This window comes from Mesorhizobium waimense, from assembly GCF_003601975.1.
GTDB lineage: Bacteria > Pseudomonadota > Alphaproteobacteria > Rhizobiales > Rhizobiaceae > Mesorhizobium > Mesorhizobium waimense.
The window spans coordinates 380,433-403,400 of the sequence record NZ_QZWZ01000001.1 but is presented as its reverse complement, the minus strand read 5'-3'; the positions used below and the strand labels follow the sequence as shown (position 1 = coordinate 403,400).

Annotated in this window: 21 protein-coding genes; 9 read left to right on the top strand and 12 right to left on the bottom strand. The window is 62.2% G+C overall.

Annotated elements, in window-relative coordinates:
* Positions 1 to 13: 13 nt before the first annotated feature.
* The 7 genes from D3227_RS01905 to D3227_RS01875 all read right to left on the bottom strand — a co-directional run bounded on the left by D3227_RS01905 (position 14) and on the right by D3227_RS01875 (position 7,233).
* Positions 14 to 463 carry a hypothetical protein gene (locus tag D3227_RS01905; protein ID WP_120011975.1) on the bottom strand — a complete coding sequence of 150 codons (450 nt, stop codon included), beginning with the start codon at positions 461 to 463 and terminating at the stop codon, positions 14 to 16.
* 13 nt (positions 464 to 476) lie between these two features.
* A complete protein-coding gene (locus D3227_RS01900; protein WP_120011974.1) occupies positions 477 to 1,919 on the bottom strand; it encodes a GMC oxidoreductase in 1,443 nt (480 codons plus the stop codon).
* A gap of 80 nt (positions 1,920 to 1,999) precedes the next feature.
* Positions 2,000 to 3,331: a UDP-glucose dehydrogenase family protein gene (locus tag D3227_RS01895; RefSeq protein WP_120011973.1), complete on the bottom strand. Its 1,332-nt coding sequence runs from the start codon at positions 3,329 to 3,331 to the stop codon at positions 2,000 to 2,002.
* Between the two features lie 133 nt (positions 3,332 to 3,464).
* Entirely contained in the window at positions 3,465 to 4,238 is a 774-nt protein-coding gene (gene exoK, locus D3227_RS01890; protein WP_245451626.1) for an endo-1,3-1,4-beta-glycanase ExoK, read from the bottom strand.
* Between the two features lie 240 nt (positions 4,239 to 4,478).
* Positions 4,479 to 4,871 (bottom strand): hypothetical protein, encoded by a 393-nt coding sequence (locus tag D3227_RS01885; RefSeq protein ID WP_120012226.1) that lies wholly within the window; start codon positions 4,869 to 4,871, stop codon positions 4,479 to 4,481.
* Between the two features lie 126 nt (positions 4,872 to 4,997).
* The gene (locus D3227_RS01880; protein WP_120011971.1) at positions 4,998 to 6,020 is read right to left on the bottom strand and encodes a glycosyltransferase family 2 protein; all 1,023 of its coding nucleotides are present in this window, start codon (positions 6,018 to 6,020) and stop codon (positions 4,998 to 5,000) included.
* A gap of 64 nt (positions 6,021 to 6,084) precedes the next feature.
* Positions 6,085 to 7,233: a nucleotidyltransferase family protein gene (locus tag D3227_RS01875; protein ID WP_120011970.1), complete on the bottom strand. Its 1,149-nt coding sequence runs from the start codon at positions 7,231 to 7,233 to the stop codon at positions 6,085 to 6,087.
* A 509-nt stretch (positions 7,234 to 7,742) separates the two neighbouring features.
* Here D3227_RS01875 and D3227_RS01870 point away from each other — a divergent pair.
* The 6 genes from D3227_RS01870 (at position 7,743) to D3227_RS01845 (ending at position 13,551) form a co-directional block, all read left to right on the top strand.
* On the top strand, positions 7,743 to 7,895 hold the full coding sequence (locus D3227_RS01870; RefSeq protein WP_006205257.1) for a lasso peptide: 153 nt from the start codon (positions 7,743 to 7,745) through the stop codon (positions 7,893 to 7,895).
* Positions 7,896 to 8,030: 135 nt separating this feature from the next.
* Entirely contained in the window at positions 8,031 to 8,330 is a 300-nt protein-coding gene (locus D3227_RS01865) for a PqqD family protein (RefSeq protein WP_120011969.1), read from the top strand.
* Positions 8,331 to 8,340: 10 nt separating this feature from the next.
* Positions 8,341 to 8,730 (top strand): lasso peptide biosynthesis B2 protein, encoded by a 390-nt coding sequence (locus tag D3227_RS01860; protein WP_245451616.1) that lies wholly within the window; start codon positions 8,341 to 8,343, stop codon positions 8,728 to 8,730.
* A 3-nt stretch (positions 8,731 to 8,733) separates the two neighbouring features.
* Positions 8,734 to 10,665: a lasso peptide isopeptide bond-forming cyclase gene (locus D3227_RS01855; protein ID WP_120011967.1), complete on the top strand. Its 1,932-nt coding sequence runs from the start codon at positions 8,734 to 8,736 to the stop codon at positions 10,663 to 10,665.
* Complete coding sequence (locus D3227_RS01850; RefSeq protein WP_120011966.1) at positions 10,662 to 11,654, top strand: phosphoenolpyruvate carboxykinase (ATP); 993 nt, start codon at positions 10,662 to 10,664, stop codon at positions 11,652 to 11,654. Before D3227_RS01855 ends, D3227_RS01850 begins: the two co-directional genes overlap by 4 nt.
* A gap of 7 nt (positions 11,655 to 11,661) precedes the next feature.
* Positions 11,662 to 13,551 (top strand): ABC transporter ATP-binding protein, encoded by a 1,890-nt coding sequence (locus D3227_RS01845; protein WP_120011965.1) that lies wholly within the window; start codon positions 11,662 to 11,664, stop codon positions 13,549 to 13,551.
* Between the two features lie 25 nt (positions 13,552 to 13,576).
* Here D3227_RS01845 and D3227_RS01840 read toward each other — a convergent pair whose 3' ends face one another.
* Positions 13,577 to 13,849: an exopolysaccharide production repressor protein gene (locus D3227_RS01840; protein WP_120012224.1), complete on the bottom strand. Its 273-nt coding sequence runs from the start codon at positions 13,847 to 13,849 to the stop codon at positions 13,577 to 13,579.
* A gap of 608 nt (positions 13,850 to 14,457) precedes the next feature.
* Between D3227_RS01840 and D3227_RS01835 the strand changes: the two genes are divergently transcribed.
* From D3227_RS01835 to D3227_RS01825, 3 genes are all read left to right on the top strand, one after another.
* Positions 14,458 to 15,135, top strand: a complete 678-nt coding sequence (locus D3227_RS01835) for a sugar transferase (protein ID WP_120011964.1) — start codon at positions 14,458 to 14,460, stop codon at positions 15,133 to 15,135.
* Between the two features lie 111 nt (positions 15,136 to 15,246).
* On the top strand, positions 15,247 to 16,494 hold the full coding sequence (locus tag D3227_RS01830) for a polysaccharide biosynthesis/export family protein (protein WP_120011963.1): 1,248 nt from the start codon (positions 15,247 to 15,249) through the stop codon (positions 16,492 to 16,494).
* Positions 16,495 to 16,601: 107 nt separating this feature from the next.
* Entirely contained in the window at positions 16,602 to 17,693 is a 1,092-nt protein-coding gene (locus D3227_RS01825; RefSeq protein WP_120011962.1) for an acyltransferase family protein, read from the top strand.
* A 115-nt stretch (positions 17,694 to 17,808) separates the two neighbouring features.
* Here the strand turns inward: D3227_RS01825 and D3227_RS01820 are convergent, their stop codons facing one another.
* From D3227_RS01820 to D3227_RS01805, 4 genes are all read right to left on the bottom strand, one after another.
* Complete coding sequence (locus tag D3227_RS01820) at positions 17,809 to 19,092, bottom strand: O-antigen ligase family protein (RefSeq protein ID WP_120011961.1); 1,284 nt, start codon at positions 19,090 to 19,092, stop codon at positions 17,809 to 17,811.
* A gap of 247 nt (positions 19,093 to 19,339) precedes the next feature.
* On the bottom strand, positions 19,340 to 20,167 hold the full coding sequence (locus D3227_RS01815; RefSeq protein WP_120011960.1) for an SDR family NAD(P)-dependent oxidoreductase: 828 nt from the start codon (positions 20,165 to 20,167) through the stop codon (positions 19,340 to 19,342).
* 103 nt (positions 20,168 to 20,270) lie between these two features.
* Positions 20,271 to 20,762, bottom strand: a complete 492-nt coding sequence (locus D3227_RS01810; RefSeq protein WP_120011959.1) for an acetone carboxylase subunit gamma — start codon at positions 20,760 to 20,762, stop codon at positions 20,271 to 20,273.
* On the bottom strand, positions 20,759 to 22,963 hold the full coding sequence (locus D3227_RS01805) for a hydantoinase B/oxoprolinase family protein (protein WP_120012222.1): 2,205 nt from the start codon (positions 22,961 to 22,963) through the stop codon (positions 20,759 to 20,761). Before D3227_RS01805 ends, D3227_RS01810 begins: the two co-directional genes overlap by 4 nt.
* Between the last annotated feature and the right edge of the window lie 5 nt (positions 22,964 to 22,968).

Below are 22,968 nucleotides of genomic sequence, written 5' to 3'. Positions count from 1 at the left end.
ACTTGCCTTCGCCTCAAGCGACTTTCGGCGGCTCCAGATTTGCGAACGGATTGGTACAGGATTGCCAGCCGGTAAACCGGATCGGGTCGTTCGGCGAGCTGCGCCATGCGTAGTCGGTCAGCACATGGAATTCGGCGATGACCCAGCGGTCGAAATGCACCAGGTCTTCCCGCTTTTCATGCGGCAGCAGCCGGCGTACGGCGCCCAATTTGAGCTCCTCGACCAGAGTCACCGCATCGCTCAGCTTTTCGTTCGGAAATACCCAGGGATTCCGGTTGCGGAATTCCAGCACGAACTGCTGCAAATGCTCGATGCGCATGTTCAGCGGACCGAGATATCTTTCCAGCGTGACGCGGACCAGGTCCTCGTCCGAGAACGAGGACACGGCAGCGTAAGCAATGCCGGTGGAGGCAAGCCCGCCGGCGACTAGGGCCAATGCAGAGCGTCGCGTGATCGTCATCATTGCAGAGCTCCCATCATGCGATCCGGCTCGCTGCCCTCAGCGACAGCGCTGCCGCTGTCAGGCTTGGATTGACGCAGGAGCAACTGGGATAGGTGCTCGTGCCGACAACGACGAGGTTCCTCAACTGGTGGTGGATCATGTCGCGGTCGACAACCGAATCCGCGGGGCCAGTGCCCATTCGCAACGTGCCTTGCACATGCGATTCAGTTGGCCGGATGCCGCGATCGAACAGCTTTTCGACCGGCAGCGGCTTAAGCAGCGCCGGCAGCCTTTCCAGCGCCTTGGCCATGCCGTTGACAGCATAGTCCGACGCACCCTTGAAGCTGACGAAGGCGTTCTCATCCTTATCGAGGATGACGCGGTTTTCCGGATCGAGCAGGTTTTCGGTGACGATGACCAGCGGCAGCGTCTGCCGCAGCCGTCCCTTCTCGGCCCGCATGCCATGCTGCCAGCGGTTCTCGAAATAGACCAGCGCCGCCGCGTGCTCGGCGCGGTGGGGGCCGTCATAAAGGCCGAAATTCAGACCGGTGGTGATGGTGCTGCCGTCGAAATTGTCGACGCCGTCAAGATAGACCTCGAAGTTCCAGCCATAGGATTCGTGCAGGCCGAGGCCGACGAATTCTCCGCCGAGCCCGGATCGCAACATGATCGCCGGGCTCTGGATCGCATTGGCGCCGAGCACGAACAGATCGCCACTGGCTGAATATTCCTTGCCGCCATGGGTGAACACCACCGAGCGGACGGAGCCGCCGACATGGTCGAGGCGCCGCACTTCCGAGCTGAGGCAGACCGAAACATCCGGATGCTCGAAGACGTGCATCAGGCCGTTGTTGACGGTGAACTTGGCATCGGCCGGGCACAGCCAGCAGCGCAAATTGGCACAGCACGAGCTTCGCTGTGACGTTGGCACCCGAGCCCGCGCGGTCGGCATGACGAAATGCTGGTCGGGCTGCGCCGCCTTCATCATCCGGTCCGGCGTCGACATGCGGTGCGGCGGCTGCGGAAACGGTTTCGAGCGCGGCAGCATCTGAGCCATGTCGGGATCGCCCGAGATCGACATGACCTCCTCGGCGTCGCAATAGAACGGCTCGAGTTCGTCATAGCTGATCGGCCAGTCATTGCCGACGCCATAGGTGCTTTTCAACCGGAAGTCGTTCGGATGGAAGCGCGGCGTCTGCGCGAACCAGCAATTCGTACCGCCGCCCAGGCCGATGGTGTAGTTCCATGGCTTGTCGGAGTTGGTCTTGTAGGTCGACTCGTCGTCGATATCGGTGTTGGCGTTCTGGCCGAGCTGCCACTCATGCGTGTTGTGCCGGCCCCATTCCAGAACCAGGATACGCGCTTTGCGGCGCTTGGCGAATGCGTGCAGGAAGAAGGCCGAACCAAAACCGGAGCCGATGGCGATGATATCGAAATGCTCGTTGGCAATTTGCTCGGGCCTGATATCCAGCACCATCAGATCCTATCCTTTCCCGATAGCAGCGCGTTCACCGGCGGCCTCGTTGTCGTTCGTCGAGGCCGCCTCTGAGCGGGCCTTCACGCAGCCACCCTGCCGATCGAGTGATATTCGATGCCGTGGCGGGCGATTACCTTCGGGTCGTAGAGATTGCGGCCGTCGAAGATGACCGGCGTGGTCAGCGCATCCTTCAGCGCGTCGAAGGACGGCGCGCGGAAGCTCTTCCACTCGGTGGCGATCATCAGAGCCTCGGCGCCGCGCAGAGCCGCCTCCTTGGTGCCACAGAGCAGCAGATCGTCGCGCAGCCCATAGATGGCCTGGCATTCCTGCATCGCCTCGGGATCATAGGCCTGCACCTTCGCGCCCGCCTTCCACAGCGCTTCCATCAAATTGCGGGCCGGCGCCTCGCGCATGTCGTCGGTGTTCGGCTTGAAGGCCAGGCCCCACAGCGCGAAGGTCTTGCCTTTGAGGTTGCCCTTGAAGTAGCGGCTCACCTTGTCGAACAGAACGGACTTCTGCTCGTTGTTGCGCTCCTCGACGGCGCGCAGCAGCTTGGCGTCGAACTTGACGCCCTCGGCGGTCTTGATCAGGGCGCGCACGTCCTTGGGGAAGCACGAGCCGCCATAGCCAAGACCCGGGTAGATGAAGTGGTAGCCGATGCGCGGATCGCTGCCGATACCCTTGCGCACCTCCTCGATGTCGGCGCCGAGCTGTTCGGCCAGATTGGCCATTTCGTTCATGAAGCTGATCTTGGTGGCCAGCATGCAGTTGGCCGCGTATTTGGTGAATTCGGCGCTACGCACGTCCATCACGATCATCTTCTCGTGGTTGCGGTTGAACGGAGCGTAGAGTTCGCGCATCACCGCCTCGGTGCCCTCGCTCGATGTGCCGACGATGATACGGTCCGGCTTCATGCAGTCGGCCACCGCAGAACCCTCCTTGAGGAATTCCGGGTTCGAGGCGACATCAAAGGTCAGATCCTCGCGACCCCTTTTCTTCAGCGTCTCGGCGATCCTGGCCTTGATCTTTTCGCAGGTGCCGACCGGCACGGTCGACTTGCCGACGACGATCTTGGGCGCCTCCATCTCGCGGCCGATAGCTTCGGCGACCGCCAGCACATATTTGAGGTCGGCCGAACCGTCCTCGCCGGGCGGCGTGCCGACGGCGATCATCTGGATCTCGCCATGCTTGACCGCGGCCTTGGCATCGGTGGTGAATTTGATGCGGCCGGCGGCATGGTTTTCCTTGACGAGGTTTTCGAGCCCGGGTTCGAAGATCGGGATGAGGCCCTGGTTGAGCCGTTCGACCTTCTTCTCGTCGATATCGACGCACACCACCTGATGCCCGACTTCCGCGAGCACGGCGGCCTGCACCAGACCAACATAGCCTATTCCAAAGACCGTCAAGTTCATTCGGTGTGCTTCCTGTTCAGGGCCGTCTTCGGTGCGGCCGGTTCAGATGGCAGGCCGTCCAGGGCCCGTTTCCTATTGGAGCACGATCCGAAGCCGGTTCCCATTTTCTGCTGCATTCGATTCGGGATCATGCCTAGTTGCTGTTGCTTATGCTGCATGCCAGCGATTCCGGGAACTGGCAGGGCTGGCCAAGCGCGGTGAATGCGACGCGCTCCACCTGCATCGTGACCTTGCGGCCCGGATCCGAGAAGGCGCCCATCCAGCTGGTCAGCTTCTCGCTGCCCCAGAGGCTGAAGAATATCTTTTGCGAGTGGGTCGGCAACTCCGCCGGGTCCGTCACTTCCTGGACGAGCTTGCCGTTGACGTAGAAGCGCAGCCGCTCCTTTTCCCAGACGAAGCCGTAGTCGTTGAAAGCCTTGTCGGTGCCGCCTTCGACATCGGCGAGCTTTTCGTTCTTCGGCTTGCCGGAAATGTAAGTGTTGACCTGCACCTTGGAGGTGTCCTTGGTCAGGATCTCGAAGTCGATCTCGTCCCATGGCTGCTTGTCCTGGGGACCGATGTAGGAGAAGAACGCGGCATTCAGACCGGACCCGGTGTCCGTTTTCATGCGCGCCTCATAGGTTCCGTAGCCGTAGCGCTTTTTGGTCTGGATCTCGCCGCAGGCGAAGGCGCGGTCCTTGGTCTGGCGCTTTTCGAAGCCCAGCGTGAGCACGCCGTCGGACAGGCTGACCAGGCTCTTCGACCAGGTACAGTTCTGGTGGGGGCCGTTCGACCAGCCGTCGGATACGTACCAGCGCGAATGATCGAACTTGGTGAAATCATCGACGAATGAGGGTTCGCTCGGCAAGTCCTGCGCGTAGGCAGGGTGCACCGTTGCGGCAGCGGCCAGGAGAAGCGCTCCCGCCATACACGACTGCCACAAGCTGCTTTGCCGATTCGACCGCATCGACGGCGTGGCATCGGCCACGACGATGGCGATAGTCTTGGGATCTGCCTTCATACCAACTTACCTTTGTGCTGTCCGCCCAACCCAAAGTCACCAATTGGCCCGCCGCATGACGAGCCGCTGCTGATTCTCCGCCCCTCTAGAACTCCTCGTTACCTGCCTCGTGCCGCAAGACCGGCGGCCGGAACCGAAACCTCGCCGTCAGGCCCTGCCTGCGGGCTTGACGAACCCGGCCTGCGTATTGGGAGACTCGCCATTCTCTTCGACGATCGCGTCGAGTGAATGACGCAGTTCCTTCATCAGACTGTTCTGGCGGGCAAGCGCTGCAATGCGCCGCTCGCAATTCAGTATCGATGTCGTCAGTTCGCTGACTTCGGACACCTTGCTCGTCGATGCCGAGCCGTTCTCCATCGCCTCGACCAGGAAGGCTGCGTTCGTCGCCTTTGACCGATAGCGATTCTCAAGCCCGGTCTTCTCCACCTCGATCTCGGTCGCGATCTGATCCAGCAACCTTGCGAGACGATCGAAACGCTGGAGATCGGTCTGCCGGTCCCGGGCTGGATCCCTGGATCTGAAGCCGAATATCGAAGCCATCCGGTTGGCCTTCCACAATTGCTGCACCGCAACATACACTGCCATTCCCGGGCCAACTAGGCAACCTCGGAGTTGGGCAAAGGCGTTTTTTTCGAACTTCCGACCGCTGCCGCGGCGGCCGTAAGCCTAGTTTTCCGCGGTTGCGGCGTTGGCAGCCATGAGGAAGCGCATCGGCGGCACCTGCTGGCGTTTCGAGGCAAGGCCGGTATGGCGAAACAGCGCCTCCAGCTTGTCGGCGGCGACGCCGCGAACGATGGGAATGAGGTTCGACTGGCTGGCCAGGGCGTAGGCGGCGGCCGATGCCAGGCCCCGCTCGGCCTTCACGTCGAGGAAGTTGCGTAGCCGGTATTTGTCGCGCACGTGGCGTTCGTGCTTGCGCAGCACCGCTTTGGAGGTTTCCGGCAGGCTGTCGATCTTGAGCAGCGCCAGGTCGGCGTCGGCCAGACGCTTCAGATCCAGCGTCCGGTGGCGGCCGCTCAGCGAATCGGCACGAACGATCGCGCCGTAGCCGCAGGACCGTATGACCTTGAAGCGCGCGCCGCCGGCTACGGCGCGCGCATAGAGTTCGTAGTCTTCTCCCAGGCGCAGGCTTTCGTCGTAGCGCAGCCCGTGGCGCTCGAGAAAGGCCCGGCTGATCACCGGCTTAAGGAAGCCAAGCTCGCCGCGCTGCACGCGGCGCCTGGAAATGTTACCTTCGACGAACCGTTCGAGGTCGAGGAATTCCGGGTCGGCGGAGAATGGCGGAGCGACGACTTTCGAGACATCGGTCGCCGCATCGTCCCTGATCAGCATGATGTTGTCGGCGGCGAAGTCCCAGTCGGCGCTGGCGAACAGCCTGCGAAACCGGCCTTCGAGGAAGAAATCGTCGGCGTCGAGAATGCTGATGAACGGCGAAGTGGAGCCGGCAATCGCGGCATTGCGGGCGAAAGAGGGGCCTTTGTTGATGTCGAGGCGCATGACCGAGAGCCGGCCGCTGCCATCGTCTGCGGCGCGCGCCACTTGCGCCGTGTCATCGGTGGAGGCATCGTCGACGACGACGACTTCCGCCACTTCGGGCTCGCGCAACGCCGAGGCGATGGCGGCCGGGATGGTGCGGGCTGCGTTGCGGGCTGCGATGATCACGCAGACCCGGGATCCTGTGCTGGACATCAATTCACCTCTCGATTGCACGAGTTCTTCCGAATGTTCTGCCCCTTGATGCCCAAAACGATGTTCACCGGCTGTCCGCCTCGCTGACTGTCGGCCTTTCGAAAATGCGCCGGCTGAGATCGGCGGACGCCGCCCAGCCGGCCTCGGCCAGATAGCGGACCGGCTCGCGGCCGCACAATTCCCACAACACGGTGCGCCGCTGCGGCCAGCGCAAGGACGACAGCCAGGGCGCGATCACCATGTGAAACAGGTCGGCATTTTCGATGCGTGACAGAATGCGGGTGGCGCGCTCCGACAGGAGCGTGCCCGAGCCGCCAAGCAGCACATCGGCGGCCCTGAGGCCGAGCAGCAGCGTGTCCGCCAGCCCCTGCCCGGCCGCGTAGTCGAGCACGCTCTGCTGTTCCGCTTCGCTCAGCCGGCTGGCGCTGGCCCTGATATCGCAGACATAGCCGGCGCAGGGCTCGCGATTGAAGAAGGCCTTGGCAACGCTGATGCAGGACAAGAGCAGCGTGTCGGAGGCGGAGGTGAACGGCACCCTGGCGCCGGCGATCTCGACCTCGCGTTTGCAGCGCAAGAACCCATCCGTATCGCGCGGGCTCGGCGAACCGGGCTGCTGCAGACGGTAGTGCAAATCGACCGTGGACGGTTTCAATCCGCCGCCCCTGACCATGTGCTGCTCGCCAAGGAAACGCAGCCACCAGAGCGAGCGGGATTTGCCGGCGACTTCGTAACCGATCGAGCGCAGTGCCTCGCGCGCTTTGAAGAAGCCAGCCTGGGAGACCAATATGTCGACATCTCCCGAAGGCTTGATGAAATGGTCGCCATAGAGCAACTGCTGCTGGAACGGCCCCTTCAGGAAGACGAAATCGATCTGCCTGTCGCGCAGCACCTGATGGATGGCCATCGAGTCCATCATGCAGGACGAGTTCATCGAAACCGTCCGCCTGCGATAGGTGTCGAGCCATGCAAGCAGTTCGGGCGGCGCTTGTGTTGCCGGCGCGCGCGACAGGGCCTTGAGCACGAAGGTCGCAACCTTGTTCAGCCTGACGATGTCGGCGACGCTGGCAAGCGAGATAGCCGGCGCTGGCATCTCGCCGGCGGCGGCAGCCGGTCCGGACGCGAAGAACAGCCTCAGGCAGGCCTGCACATAGGCGACTTCATCGGCGCAGTCGGCGGCGCGCAGCCTATCGTAAGAACCTTCCCGCACGGCCATTCCTGACAAAGTCTCCGCAAAAACCCCGGTCGGCGCCTTATATTGCAACTGCGAAGCAAAGCATCGTCAAAATCGCTTCCGCCGTCCAGTTTTTCCTTAGGCGTCCCGTTTTGATGCAACCACAACGTTCAAGTGCGGCATGCGAGCGTGGTCGGCCGGAACTCCGATCGAGAGCCGAACTAGGGCTGCTATGAACGCCAAATTGGGCAATTTGCGGACAAATTTCTTCGTGCTAATAAAGCGGGCATTTGAGTCAAAAAATTTATCATAATCAAATCATATGCTTAATTCGGCGTCATTGGCGCGTCGTTGAATTCCGCTATCAAGCGTGACTAGGATGCGATTGCCGAAGGTTTGATCACAGGCAGAGCCAAGCGCAACCGACAATTGATTAACAGTTGGTAAATCAGGCTTGACTCACATAAGACGCCATGCAGCTATTGCATTGCAGCATTGCAATGTGCTGACGGCACTCGACAGGCCGTTTCCAGTCCCTATCGGAGAGTAAAATGGAACAGAATGTTGAAAAGCATGAGTACGAAACGCCTAGCCTGACGGTCCACGGTTCGATCGAGACCATCACGCAAGGCGGCGGTGGCTCGACGGCGCTCGACGCGTCGTTTCCCGCCCATACGCCGATCGGCGAACTCACGTTCTCCTGAGCTTGGTTTCGTCCCGGAGTACAAAGTTGGGGCTCCGGGCGTAAATGAAAAGGGAGGCCGGGGGGCAAAATCCCCCGGCTTTCCAACCGGTCCTGAACATGACGAAGCGTAGCGTATTGTAAACGAGGTTTTGGGATGAACTGGAACCCATCGGACCGCGATAGCGTAAGTGCTACCAATGACGCCGTGGCCTGCGAGTTCGGCAACGGGCTGGCGCTGCTCAATTTGAAATCCAACATCTATTACAGCCTGAACAGCGTCGGGGCCTATATCTGGGAACTGATCCAGGAGCCGCGGCCGATCGCGGATATCCGCAGCGCGGTGCTCACGCGCTACGACGTCGATCCGGAGCGTTGCAAGGCCGACGTCGACGGGTTGTTGAAAGGCCTGGCCGAGGCAGGGCTTGCGAGGCTCCACCATGAGGAACTTGTCTAGGGTTCTCTCCTTGAGTGGCTCGGAGATGCTGTTTCTGGCGCACTGTCTGCTGGTGGTCGCGGCGGTGCGCTTGGGATTGACGCTGTTTTCGTACAACCGTCTTCGCCGCATGGTGACGCGGCTCGATGCGCCTCACGAGGCCGGCATCGGCGACCTCAGGCGGGTCGCCTGGGGCGTTGCCGCGGCAGCTCGTCTCGTTCCCTATGCAAGCTGCCTTACCCAGGCGCTCTCCGGCCAATATATTCTCGCCCGCCAGGGCAACGCCTCGAAAATACGCATTGGCATCGAGCGGGACACCGGCACGCAATTGAAGGCGCATGCCTGGCTAATGAGCGGCAACAATGTTGTCCTTGGCGGTTCCATCAGTGGTTTCGCCCATCTCGTCGATCACGGCCAGTAGCCAATGAGCGGCATCGCCGGAATTATGCCCAGGCAGCAAGGCAGGCCGACCGCCGCGGCCGACATCCAGCAAATGCTGGCGCGCATGCAGCATCGCGCCCGTGACGGCAGTTCTTGGTGGGTGGACGCGACCGCACCCCTTGGAGCGGCCCTCGGCCATGCCTGGCTGAACACAACGGATGAAGCCGGCCCCGGCCCGCTGACTATGGCTGGCGGCAAGCTCGCCATCACCGCAGACTGCCGGCTGGACAATCGCGAGGAATTGCTGGCCAGGCTTGGCATCAGGGACGCTTCGCTTGCCGACGGCTCGCTGCTGATGCGCGCCTATCTGCGTTGGGGCGAGGCATGCCCGACCTATCTGCAAGGCGATTTCGCCTTCGCCATCTGGGACAGCGAACGCCAGGCGCTGTTTTGCGCGCGCGACCATTTCGGGGTGAAACCCTTCTACTATCATGCGGATGACCAGCGTTTTATCTTCGCTTCGGAGATCGGTCCCATCTTCGCCGTCAGCGGTGCCGGCGCGCGTCTCAGCGAGCATCAGATATCAGGGTTTCTGGCCGGGCTGCCCGACGATCCGCAGTCGACGCCCTATACCGACATCTTCCGCTTGCCGGCCCGCCACAGCCTGACGGTGAGCGACAGCCAAGTGATGCTGCGCCGCTACTGGCAGATCGAGCCGTCGCCGAGGCCGATGCGGTCCGATGCCGCGGAGGAATTCCGCCACCTGTTCTCGCAGTCGGTCCGCAACCGCATGCGGGGCACACCGGCGGTCGGCGCGATGCTCAGCGGCGGCCTCGATTCTTCCGCGATCGCCTGCGTGGCGGGCCTGCAGAACGCCATGGCGCGAAAGCCCAGACTGCCGACCTTTTCGCTGATCTTCGAAAGCGGCTCCTCGATGGACGAGAGGCCTTTCATCGACGCGGTGATCGGCCAGCAGAAGGTCGACGGCACACTGATTGCCGTCGGCAATTACGCGCCGTTCGCCGAGTTCGAACGCATCCTCGAAGAGCAGGAGGGGACGTTCCTGGCGCCCGGCCTGTCGCTGACGCGCGGCATCTACAGGGAGGCTGGCGCGAAAGGAATGAAGGTGCTGCTGGACGGCCATGGCGGCGACGAAGTCGTCTCGCAAGGTCATGGCCATCTGCACGAGCTTGCCAATGCCGGCAAATGGATGGAGCTGTGGCGGGAGATCCGCAGCGCCTCGAACACCTATGGCGACAGCATGCTGGGCCTGTACTACCAGTTCCTGACCCTTTACGGGCCGGCCTGGCGCATCGCAAAACTCAGGCACACGGCACGCCGCATCCTGGACAGGGTTCGCAGCAGGCCTGCCGCACCGCGCGGCGCGAGCTGGCGCCACCTGGTCAATCCGGACCTTGCCAGGCGGACCGACCTCATCGAACGCTTCCACAGGGCCGGACACATGCCGTCCGCGGTGACTGCCAGTGAAGCGCTTAGCCATCGCTGGATTCTGTCGAACGGCGTCGTGCCGCACGCCTTCGAGGTTCTCGACAAGGCGGCCGCCAATTTCGGGATGGAGCCGCGCTATCCGTTCTGGGACAAGCCGCTGGTCGAGTTCTGCCTGGCGCTGCCGGGCGAGGAGAAACTGCACAACGGCTTTGGCCGCCATGTGCTGCGACGGGCCATGGAAGGGATCCTGCCGCCGTCAGTCCAATGGCGGCGCGACAAGATCGATTTCAAGTCCAACCTCGTCCACGGCATGCTCGGCAACCACCGCGACCTCGTCGACAAGGTGCTGGTATCGGATGCGGACCGCATCGCGCCCTATGTCAACCTGCCTGAGGTGAGCGCGGCCTATGCGCGGATCCTCGGGCAGCCGGATGAGGCGACCCTGCCCGATGTCCAGTGTGTCTGGCGCTCAATCGCGCTTTCTCTCTGGTTACGGCAAGTTCAACTGCGTGGGAGCCAAGCATGACGAGATCGAACACGTCGCTCGCGGCCGACCCGGGGCATGCTCGGTTGCGTGTCGAAGGCAATCCGGAGAGAGAGCGCCGCTTCTACAAGGCCTACGGCCTGACGATCAGCTCGGAACTGGCCTTGCCCGAACTCGAGCCGACGGCGCCGGCCGCGGCCGACATCGTGATCGCCGTCGGTCCGATCGACTATCCAAAACCCTCGCTCGAGGCCGGAACCGCTTTCCGTTTCGAACCGAGGCATCAATATCTGGCATGGCAGGCGGTCGGCGCCTTCCTGATCAGCGACGCCTGCAGGATCGTTGTCGATCCGGCGCCAGGGATAGACGACCAGCTGATCGCCTTTCCGCTGCTCGGGCCGGTCATGGCGCTGCTTTTGCACCAGCGCGGCCTGCTCATCCTGCATGCCAGCGCGATTGCCGTCGGCGGCAGGAGCGCCATCTTCATGGGCGACAAGGGCGCCGGCAAATCGACGACGGCCGGCGCGATGATCAGCGCCGGGCACGGCTTGCTGAGCGACGATGTCGTGGCGCTCGACCTGTCCAGCCCGGACGAGCCGATGATCGTTCCGGGCTTTCCGCAGCTGAAGCTCGCTGCCGACGCCGCGGCCGCCATCCCGATCCGGCAAGCGGAAGTGCGCCCACAGGTGCATCCGGCGATCGACAAGGCACAGCATCGCCTGCATGGCGGGTTTTCGCCGGACAAGGTTCCTGTGACGAGGCTCTACATTCTCGAGCGCGGTGAAAAGGCAGCGATATCGCCGCTGCCCGAGGTCGAGGCGCTGTCGGCCGTCATCAAATTCTCCTACGTGACACGCTTCGGGCGGCCGGCCCTGGTCGGCGATTTCGCCACCCGGCACCTTCGCCACTGTGCCGGGTTGGCTGGCCATATCGGCGTGTGCCGCCTCGAAGTGCCGACGGGCCTCGGCCGAATCGGCGAGGCCGTGGCGCTCATCGAACAGGACCTGGCATCCGACGAACGCGCGCGGTGAGCAGATCATGCCGGCATCATCCGTCCTTCGCTTGTCGCTGTTTCGGGAAATCGCCGGATTTGCCGGCGTCATCGCCAGGATCGGCGGGCGGCGAACCTGGACGGCCTTGCTCTTCCTGGTTCTGGGAAGCCTGACCGAAGGCATCTCGATCCTGCTTCTCATTCCCTTGCTGCAACTGGTGGGGCGTTCCGAGCAGAATTTCGCGGTCAGACTGCCGGACAACGATATCGTGCGCTGGCTGGTGCCTGACGGGACGCTGCAACTGACGACGGTGCTTAGCGCGCTGGTCGGGCTTGTCGCGCTGCAAGCGGCCTTCAACCGCTTCAAGTCCGTCTACATGGCCAGGCTTCTGTTCGATTTCATCAACCGTCTGCGCATGAATCTGTTCGAGAGTATCGGCAAGGCGCGCTGGGGCATTTTCTCACGCATGCGCAGTTCCGATCTCGACCATGCGCTCACCGGCGACATAGACCGCGTGCAGGCCGCGGCATTCTCGCTGCTGATGCTGGCGCAGATCGGCGTGCTTTTGGCAGGCTATCTCGTCATATCGCTGTTCATCTCGCCGGTGATGACAGGCTTCGCCATCGTGATCGGCGTGCTGATGTTCGTCGCGCTGCGGCCTTTTCGCACCCGGGCCACGGCGTTCGGCCGGGTGGTGACGACCAATCGCCAGGATCAGTATCGCACGGTCTCGGAATTCCTGGGCGGCATTAAGGTAGCCAAGAGCCTGAATGTCGAGGCGAGCTATTTCGCGCAGCTGCAGTCGACCCTCGAAAAGATGAAGGCCGACAACATCAACTACGTGCGCAACTCAACGATCGGCACCGCTTTGTTCCAGGTGGCGAGTGTCGCCGGGCTCAGCCTGTTCATCTATGTCGCGCTGGTTCGCTTCCAGCTTTCGCTGGCTGAGATCGTCGTGCTGCTGCTGGTTTTCATGCGCATCGCGCCGCGCTTCATGGACATGCAGACCCAGGCGCAGCAGGTCCTGATCAATCTGCCTGCCTATGCCTCGATGCGCGACCTGCAGACGCGCTTCGACGCGGAGCGCGAATTCGACGCGGAGCGCGAACTGGTGAGCAGCGAACCCGCTGATGGCGCCAGGTTGGCGCTCGATGTCGGGCTCAACATACGTGATGTTTCGTTCGCCTATGGTGACGTTTCCCCAGCACTCAGGGATGGCGAAGGGGGCGGCAAGCCGGTGGTGAGCGGCATCACCTTCGGTCTTCCCGCCGGCAAGGTCACCGCCCTTATCGGCCCTTCGGGATCGGGCAAGAGCACGATCGCCGACATGCTGCTTGGCCTGCTCGAACCGACGCAGGGCAAGATCCTCGCCGACGGCGTCGAGATCGACGCGCAAAACCGCCGGCGCTGGCGCGACCAGGTGGCCTATGTGCCGCAGGACGTGTTCCTGCTGCACGATACGATCGCAGCGAATTTGCGCCTTGCCGCGCCGCAGGCCAGCGACGACGAACTGTGGGCGGCGCTGCGGTCGGCGCATGCCGCCGACTTCGTCGAACGGCTCGAGCATCGGTTGGGTACGGTGGTCGGCGATCGCGGCGTGCGGCTCTCGGGCGGCGAACGTCAACGCATTGCGCTGGCGCGTGCGCTGTTGCGCAGCCCTTCCCTGCTCATCCTCGATGAGGCGACCAGCGCGCTCGACTGGCAGAACCAGGCGCTGATCGCCAAGTCGATCGACGGGCTGCGCGGCCGGATGACTATCCTGACCATCGCGCACCGGCCGTCGATGATCGCCTTCGCCGACTGGGTCGTAGCAATCGAGAATGGCCGCATCGTGGAGGTCGGCCAGTATCAGCGGTTGAAGCAGGAATCCGGCAGCAGGTTGTCCCGGATGCTGTCAGGCGAGCAGGCCGAGAGACAGACCGCCGACATTCGCTGAGGACGATTTGGCCACGGCGCAAAAATCAGTGAATGCTTCGCCTGGCGCTGAACTTCTCGTTCTCGGCCGTCTGGTCCAGGCCGAGGTTTCTTTCGGCTTCGCGTGCCTTGTCGGCTGGCGTCGGAGCGCTCCTGGCGACCATGACGAAGACCAGCAGAAAGTAGCCAAGCTGAATGATGACGGCGCAAGCGATGGCACGCAGCAGCGTCATGCCCAGCGAAGCGCCATCGAAATAGGACCACGCGACCACGATCGCGATGGCGAAAACCATTCCCATGATGAATTTTGGTAGTGACATGCCCGTCGTCCCGTCAACCGACGCGAGCATGCAAAAGCGACGACTTACCCACCCAAGTATCTCCCCATGCGCCACGCGAGCTTATTCTTATGCCCACTTTCGACCGGTTGCTTCCGGCCTTTCCAACCTATCCAAACTCTAACAGGAACAATTTGCGACTCTATTAAGGCGGGAAACTGTCGGCAAGGCCAACCGCAAATAATTTTGAGCGGGTCGACGGGATCGACTCTGTCATGCTGCGACGCACACATAGGCACCATAGCGATTAGCAGGAAGTAAATTTCCCTTCAGTAAAAGCTGCAATGTTAATTAGTATTTTATGCGAACAACCTAGGTCATCCAGCGAATCCTAAGCAATTTAACGCCCCACGCTCTGCGGCGAAGAACGATTCGCCCAAAATCGGCCCCAAAAAAGCACTACATTTTCGGCATTTGCTCACAAATTGTCACAAACGTGCCACAAAGGCGAATTTTTGGGCAGAGCGCGTTTATTATTTAGTCAATTCATGACGTGACTATTTCACCGTGATGGGAAATTGTGTGTTGCGCTGCAGCATTTTTTTGATATCGTGCCGTAAACCATTCGTTCAACGTATGGAGCTTTAAGCATGAGGGACGTCGCCAAGTCGGCCAATGCGGGGTTTTCGCAGGTCGGCATTGATTTTCCGCCACCCATCGGCGGCCTGCTCAAACGCAGTTTCGATATTGTCGGCTCACTGGCCGGCCTGGTTCTTCTCAGCCCGCTGTTTGTGATGGTGGCCCTTCTGGTCAAGCTGTCGGACGGCGGCACGATCTTCTATGGCCACAAGCGTATCGGCCGCGGCGGCCGGGTATTCCCCTGCCTCAAGTTCCGCACCATGGTTCCGGACGGCGAGCGCGTGCTTGCCGCTTACCTTGCCGCCAATCCGGAGGCGAATGCCGAATGGATCGCGACGCGCAAGCTGAAGAACGACCCGCGCGTGACGCGCGTCGGCGCGGTGCTGAGGAAGCTCAGCCTCGATGAACTGCCGCAGATCATCAATATCCTGCAGGGCGACATGAGCCTCGTTGGACCTCGTCCCGTCGTGCGCGACGAACTGGAGATCTACGGCAGCGCCGCCGTCTATTATCTGAAGTCGCGCCCCGGCCTGACCGGCCTGTGGCAGGTCAGCGGCCGCAACGACGTATCGTACGACAGCCGCGTGGCGTTCGATCGCCACTATGTCGAGAACTGGTCGTTGTTCGAGGACGTTCGCATCATCGTCAAGACGGTGCCTGCGGTGTGGATGTCGCGCGGCTCCTACTAGAGTCAGCCTCGCACGGCCGGTCTTGCATTGAGGCGGCCGCCTTCGGCCAGCAGCGAACCTCATCGGGCGGTGGGGGCAAAGCGGATCGGAAACGTTCAGTTGAAAACAGACATGGTCGGACTTCTTCGCAGCAGATCCACGGCGCCGGTACGGCTCATCGCAGCCTGCCTGGCGCTCTCGCTTTCGGTCCCGGCCATGGCCGGCGACTACCAGCTTGGACCGCAGGACAAGCTCAACATCCGCATCGCGGAATGGCAGACCGTCGAAGGCACGTTCCGTGACTGGTCGGCGGTCAACGGAGACTATTCGGTCGGCCCCGGCGGGACGCTCTCGGTGCCTTTCGCAGGCGAATTGCCCGCCGCCGGCAAGACCACCGCCGAGATCGCGGCGACGATCAGCCAAGCCCTGCAGCGTAAGCTGGCGCTTGCGGACAAGCCGGAAGCATCCGTGGAAATGGTGCAGTTCCGGCCGTTCTACATTTCGGGCGAGGTGCAGTCGCCTGGTCAGTTTCCTTACGTGCCTGAACTGACGGTGCTCAAGGCGATCAGCGTTGCCGGCGGCATCCGCCGCAATTCCGATCTCGGTGCCCAGCTCGGCAAGGACCTGATCACCGCCAAGGGCAATTTTGACATTTACGACGACCAGCGGGTTCGGCTGATAGTCAAACGCGCCCGCATCGATGCCGATCTGGTTGGCAAGACCACCTTCGACGTGCCGAAGGAGGTCGAGGGCGATCCGCGGTTGCAAGCCATCGTCGCCGACGAGATGACAATCCTCACCTCCGACCAGAAGGCGCTGAAGCTGAAGCTGCAGGCACTCGATGAGCTGAAGAGCGTTTTGCAGTCCGAAATCGAGTCGCTGCAGCAGAAGATCGTGAACCAGCAGAAGCAGGTCGAACTGGCGCAGAAGCAGCTCAGCAACATTGGCCCGCTGGCTCAAAAGGGTTTGGTCGCCAATTCGCGACTGCTGGATTCGCAGCAATCCGTCGCCGACCTGCAGGGCAAGATCCTGGACTACGAAACGGCAATCCTCACCGCCAAGCAGTCGATCAGCAAGGCGGCGCAGGATGCCATCGATGCCCAAAACACCTTGAGTTCGAAGCTCGCCGCCGACCGGCAGCAGACCGAAGCCGATCTGAACGAGGCTGCGCTCAGGGTGGGCATGCAAAAAGGCCTGATGGCCCAGGCAACGGATCCGGCAACGACGGCTGCCATCACGAGCGGCGAAGAACCGGCCCTCCTCTATTCGCTGGTACGCGTTACCGACGGCAAGACGAGCGAGATCGAAGCCAAGGAAGACACGCCGGTGCTGCCGGGCGACGTGATCAAGGTCAAACTGGCGCCGATGGCCAGCCAGTAGCTCAATCTCGCCCCAAGCCATACGGCGGAGGCGGGATGACAAGGAAGGGTTCGCCCGCGTTCGAGGAGCGCGGGCGGCGATCTGTTTGGACCGCTTGAAGGCATAAAATGCAGCCCGCCGCCCCCCGTCACGTCTACCTCAATCTCGATGCGATGCGCGGCGCGGCGGCGATCAGCGTGATGCTCTACCACTTCTCGCCGTTCATCTCGGACGGCAAGGTGCTGCCTTCGAGCTACCTCGCGGTCGACCTGTTCTTCCTGCTCAGCGGCTTCGTCATTGCGCACGCCTATGACAGGAAGATCGAAACCGGGATGAGCATCGGCTCCTTCCTGCTGATCCGGCTGATCCGCCTCTATCCGCTCTACCTTGCCGGCACGCTGCTCGGCTTTTTTTATCTGATGATCAAGAACAGGATGATGCCGGCCGAATATCTGCCGGTCTCCGACATTGCCGTCATGCTGACGACGGGCATGCTGTTCATTCCGCTGGTCGGCGATGCCTATCACACTATCTTTCCGCTCAATCCCGCCTCGTGGTCGCTGTTTTTCGAGCTCCTCGTGAACATCGCCTATGTACTGCTGTTCTTCGTGCTGTCGAAAAGGGCGCTGGTGGTGCTGATCGCCGGCATCCTGGCGTTGCTGATCCTTGGCGCGGTGCTGGCCGGCACGCTTGATTTCGGCATGACCGGACAGACCATCGCCAGTGGCTTGCCGCGCGTCACCTTCTCGTTCTTTCTGGGCGTGCTGTTTTGCCGGTCGATGGGGGTCATCCAGGGGAGTCTCGGGTTCCTGCAGAAAGGCTACTGGGTCGAGATGGCGATGATCCTGACACTGGTGGTCTTTGCCATCGCGCCGGCAGGCGCCGGCCGCGCGCCCTACGATCTCATCTGCGTCGTTTTGTTGTTTCCGCTCTTGGTCACGGTTGGCGCCGTGGCGCCGACCCGTCCAGGCCTTGCCAGGCTCTATGGCTGGCTCGGGCGGATCTCCTACCCGATCTACATTATCCACACGCCGATGCTGATGATCATCGCGGGAGCGGGTAAGGCCGTCTCCATCGATCCGTTCGCCAACCATCCCTGGTTCGGCATCGTCATGGCGCTTGCGGTTATCGTCATCGCCGACATCGCAACCCGCCTCTATGACGAGCCGGTGCGGCGGTTCCTGCAGCGGCAGATGCAGCGTTCTCGCGCCATCGCCTGAGCTTCGGCTCGCCCCTTAGAGGGGTTCGACTTTTGATGGAATCGCCGACCCGCTCTAAGTATTTGTTTTCACGCAATTCCGGACGGAAAACCTGCGCGCTTTTCCTGGAATTGCTCTAACCTATTGCGTGCGTTCCGCCGCTTGCGGCTTTCGCTTCCTGGATGGCGATCCGCGACCGCTGCGGCCGCACCACCGGCACTTCGCGCAGCTTGAACAGGCCGTAGTAGACGACGAATGACGCCGTGAAGTAGGGGCCGAGGATTTCGACCTCGAAGAAGGAGCGGAGCAGCATGAGGCCGACCGCGCCGGCAAGGACGACCGAATCGGCGCGCCAATCGCGGAAGATCACCGACGACACGTGTCCATAGAAGGCGCGCAGGATGACCAGCGCAATCAGCGTCACCCCGACAAAGCCGAGCTCGACCAGGGTCTCGATATAGGTGTTGTGGAAGTGGAAGCCGGTGCGGGTGGTGATGTAGAACTCGGCCCACAGCCGTTCGGCCTCGGCGAAACCCTGCACCCAATAGGCGGCATAGCCATAGCCGAGGACCGGGAATTGCTGGGCGGCCTCCCAGCCCTGTTCCCACAGATAGGTTCGCCCGGTGAGCGTCGAATCCTTGCCGAAGATGCCGAGCACGAAATCCATAAGGCCGAGATTGAGCGCCGCCATGATCGCCCCGACCAGCGTGCAGGCGCCGACCGCAAACAGCACCCGCCTATAGCGGCGTGACAGCACCTTGCTCACGCCAAGCAGGATGACGACCGCCAGCCCCGCCGGCAGCGACGCCACCGAGGTGGCGGAATGGGCGATGGCCAGCATGTAGAGCGACAGCAGGCCGATCGGCGCCGTCCAGACCAGGCTTGGCCAGCCGCGCCGGTAAAAGACGACAAAGACGAAGCAGAGATAGATGCCAAACGAAGCGAAGAAGCCGACCTGATTCTTGGAGCCGAAGGCCCCGACGAAATTGGTGGTCCCGTCGATGGTGTCGAGCGCATAGGCGCCGACATGCAGCGAATAGAGCAGGACGAAGAAGATCCCGATCAGGGAACCCACCACCAATGTGCGCACACTGACCGTGCGCGCGGCGACATAGGCGCACAGCACATGCGAGAAATACTGGAGCGACGCTCTCGCGGTCGTGCCGGGCGCATGCGACCAGAAGACCGAGAAGCAGACATAGGCGACAAACAGCAGCGGCAGCCAGGCGTCGGAGAGATGCCGCAAAAACCGCCGGTAGTCGACAAGAATGAGCGGAAGCCAGACCGCGTAGTAGGCGAGGATGAGAACCTTGCCGAAATTGGTCGAGTAGGCGAAAGCAAAGATCGAAACGGCGACGGCGAAGGTGCCGTAGACGACATTCTTCTCCGGATCGATCAACAAGGATTTTGGAATCTTCATATCCCTACCGGATCTCTCATCCACTGAGCCTTCGCGGCTGGGCCTGTCAAAGGCTGGACCACGCCCCGATCAGGGGCGTCCATTGTGCAGTGCAATATAACCTACCGTTCTATCGCCCCTCACTCAATGACAAATGTTGTCGCGGGCAAAACAGGAAGGACCTGCGCACGATCCTGCAACAGCTGAATGGCGTTAATGCGGCGCGCTCGCCGCATAAGGCCGCACCAAGTCGGGGCGGGAGCGGGAGCTACCACAAAGCGCCGCCGGTGATTTGGATGTTTTCCATGGTGATGCCCTTGGCCGCGTCCGAGCACAGGAAGACGGCAAGCCCTGCAATCTCTTCCGGCTGCAGCACGCGCTGCTGCGGGTTGCCGCGTGCGATTTCGGCCATGGCTTGCTCAGGCGTGCGGCCCTTGCCTTCACGCTCGACGACTTGCGCGACGTTGCGGCGCATCAGTTCGGTCTCCACCCAGGTCGGGCTGATCATGACGCAAGTGACGCCGTGCGGGGCACCTTCCAGCGCCACGCAGCGGGTCAGGCCGAGCAGGCCGGCCTTCGAGGCGCAATAGGCCGGATTGTCCTTCCAGCCGACGGAGGCCGCGGTCGAGCCGATGTTGACGATACGGCCCCAGCCGCGCCCGATCATGCCCGGCAGCACGGCGCGGGTGACACGAAAGGCGCCGGTGAGGTTGGTGTCGACGATCTTGTCCCAGAGTTCGTCGGAATGGCCGCAGACCGGCTGCTCGGCGGTGGTGCCGGCGGCATTGACGAGAATGTCGGCCGGCCCGATCGCCGCCTCCGCCTCGGCCACGAAACTATTGCTAAGATCGCTGTCGCGCACGTCGAGATGCGCGGCGTGGACCCTTGTGCCATGCGCCCCAAGGGCGGAGCGCACCCGTTCGACCTCCTCGGCGCCCGGATAATAGGCGGCGTCGGTCCTGCCCGTGTCCGGCGCGGCCACATAGGAGCCGACGGCCAGGTTGGCCCCGGCCCTGGCAAGCGCCGTGGCGATGGCGAAACCCATACCGGAGAAACCGCCGGTGACGATGGCACTGCGGCCCGAGAGATTGGTCATCGAACAGGTTCTCCGCAATCACACCACAAGGCAGCCGCCATCGACCCTCATTTCGGCGCCGATGACGAATTTCGCTCCATCCAAGGCCCGGCAATCGGCCCGGTCAAGGCTGCAGCGGCTTGCCAAGCCAATCGCGGTAGAAGCCCTCAAGATCGGGCTCGAAATCATGCACGATCGGATAGCCGGGTGCCGCGGCCTCGACTTCGTGCAGCGTGCCGCATTGCGGGCAGATGAACTCGCGGATCTCCATCCATTCGGGATCCGGCAGATCGCTGTTGGGGTAGATCTCGCGCAGCGTCTCTTCGGTGTTGCGGACATGGATCGCGGCTTTGAGCTTCCAGTTCTTGCGATAGTCGCCGAAAGAATGGCCGCACTCGCATCGGGTTATCCGCTCATCGCCGCTCTGGCAGATGAAAAGATGATCGCTGACCGGCAAGAGGATCGGATCGTTCCAGGCGACACGGTCCTGATAGACGGCGACCATCTTGAAGAAGCGGTCATCGTCCTTGTAGGCGCTCATGATGCGCCGTGTCTGCGGCCAGGGCAGCTGACCGCTAGCCAGATCGCGGATGATTTCCTTGCTGTATGAGGTCATGGCTTTGCTCCCGGCGTGAAGATCGATCTGGCGTCGACGTTCCAGAAATCACTGAAATCCCTGGTGAAGCGCGACGACAGTTTTATCGCGCTGGCGTACATTTTCCTCACCTCCGGGGCGAAGTCGGCCTTTTCGATGCGGCCGCGCTCGGCGGCGATCCAGTCCGCCACAGGAATTGCCTTGGCCAGACGCTCCTTGCGCATGGCGGCGCGGCGTTTGACGGTCGCGTCGATATCGGCAAGCGGATAGCCCTCGGCATCGTCCTTGAGCACGATGCCGAAAACCTGGTCCGCCGCTTCGCGGGTTAGAAAACCGTTCTCGACATCCCATGCCGTCTTGACCGGGTCGCGCTCCAGCACGTCGCCATAGCCGCCGCCGCCATTGTAGGAATGGCTGAAAATGTCGCCTTCCTTGTGTGGGGCGGTGATGTAGGGGCCCTCGACCACGACATGGTCGCCAGCGATGTTCCTCTCGTAATCCGAGACATGCGGATCGGTGCCTGGCGCATGCGCCAGCGGCTCGCCCTTGGCCGCCAGTTCATGGATATTGGAGTTGCGCACCGCGCGGTGCTTCTGGCAGGTCGGCGCCGGATAGCCGCCGCACATGCCGCCATTGTCGAACACGCGCGAGGAGTGCTCCGAGGTGTGCAGCCGCAGATGCGAGGTCTTGTTGATCAGCCAGGTCGAGACGAAGGAGCAGCCGCCGCGATATTTGCCGGCGCCGCCCGAGTTGGGGACGATCGAGCGGCCGATATAGACCATCGGCATCGACTGTTCCCAGACCTCGATGTTGCCCATGTCGGATTCCGGATTCCAGCCGACATAGGCGGTGTCGAGACCGTCCTTGATGGCCAGCGCGCCGGAGCCGGCGGCGGCGCATTCGAAATGCGCCATGCCGAACGGCGTGCCGTACTGGCTTTCGCCACCCATCTCGATCATCGGGCTGTTGACTTGGCCGACAAAGGCTTCCTCGACATAGCCGCGGGCAACGAAGCTGCGCGACAGCAGCCGCTGGAAGACACCATAGGCCGGCAGCAGCAGCGCCCATGAGGTCGCCGTCGCCACCATCTCGTTGTCGGGGTTGGTCCAGGTGCCGTGCGGCAGTTTCAGCTCGGTCGCCATCCAGGCGCCGTCATTGACCAGGCCCTCAAAGTTCATGTGCTGGGTCAGCGTCACGAACATGCCGCCATCCATGCCGGCCGGCGTGCAGTTCATGGAGTGATAGCCCCAGGGCTGGGTGCCCTCGAAGTCCATGGTGATCTTGCCGTCGGTGCCGATCTCCATCTCGATCGGGATGTTGTAGAGCCAGTCGGGATCGCCGAGCGGCTGGAAGCCGGGCTTGCCGGCGGTGACGTGGCCATAGAAGGTGTGGCCGCGATAGATGCCGGGCACGGTGAGCTGGCGGGTGCGGGCGAGCTGGGCGCGACGGCCCTCCTCGATGAATTCCTTCGACACCTGCATCCAGCAGTCAAGGCCGATTTCCGAAATCAGCTGCTTGACGCTTTCGCGCATGTCGATGCAGGAGGCGACCTTGGCCTTCTCGTCGAGCACCCAGTAGATCGGCATGCGCAGATTGCGTTCGCAACGGATGACATAGTCGCGGCGGATCTCGTCATTCTCGCCGATCTTTTCGGCGCAGACGAACAGACCTTCGGTGAAGCGTTCCTGCGCCAGGCAGACGTCGCCGCCCGGCGTGATACCGCCGGCCTCCAGTTCGTGGCAGACCGCGCCGGCCCAGCCGACCAAAGTGCCTTCATAGAAGATCGGCACCACGTCCATGACGTCGGGCACCTGCACGGTGCCGATGAAGGCGTCGTTGTTGGCGAAGATGTCGCCTTCGCGGATGCGCGGATTGTCCTCATAGCCATTTTTGATCATCCATTTGATGAAGCGGCTCATCGTGTGGACGTGCACCATGATGCCGTTGGAGAGCGCGATGGCGTCGCCTTCGGGGGTATAGATCGCCACCACCATCTCACCGACCTCGCGCACGCCGGGCGAGGCCGAGATGCGGCGGGCCATTTCGCGCGCCGAGACGCAATAGGCGCGCAGCTTGGTGTGCAGCGTCTCGAATTTCAGCGGGTCCTGATTGCGCAGTGAGAGCTCGGTGATGCCATCATAGCAGCCGGTCTCGTCCATCAATCGCTCGGAATCGAGCAGCCGTTCGCGAAGGCGCATGGCCGAGGCAGGTTTGTCCAACATGGCGG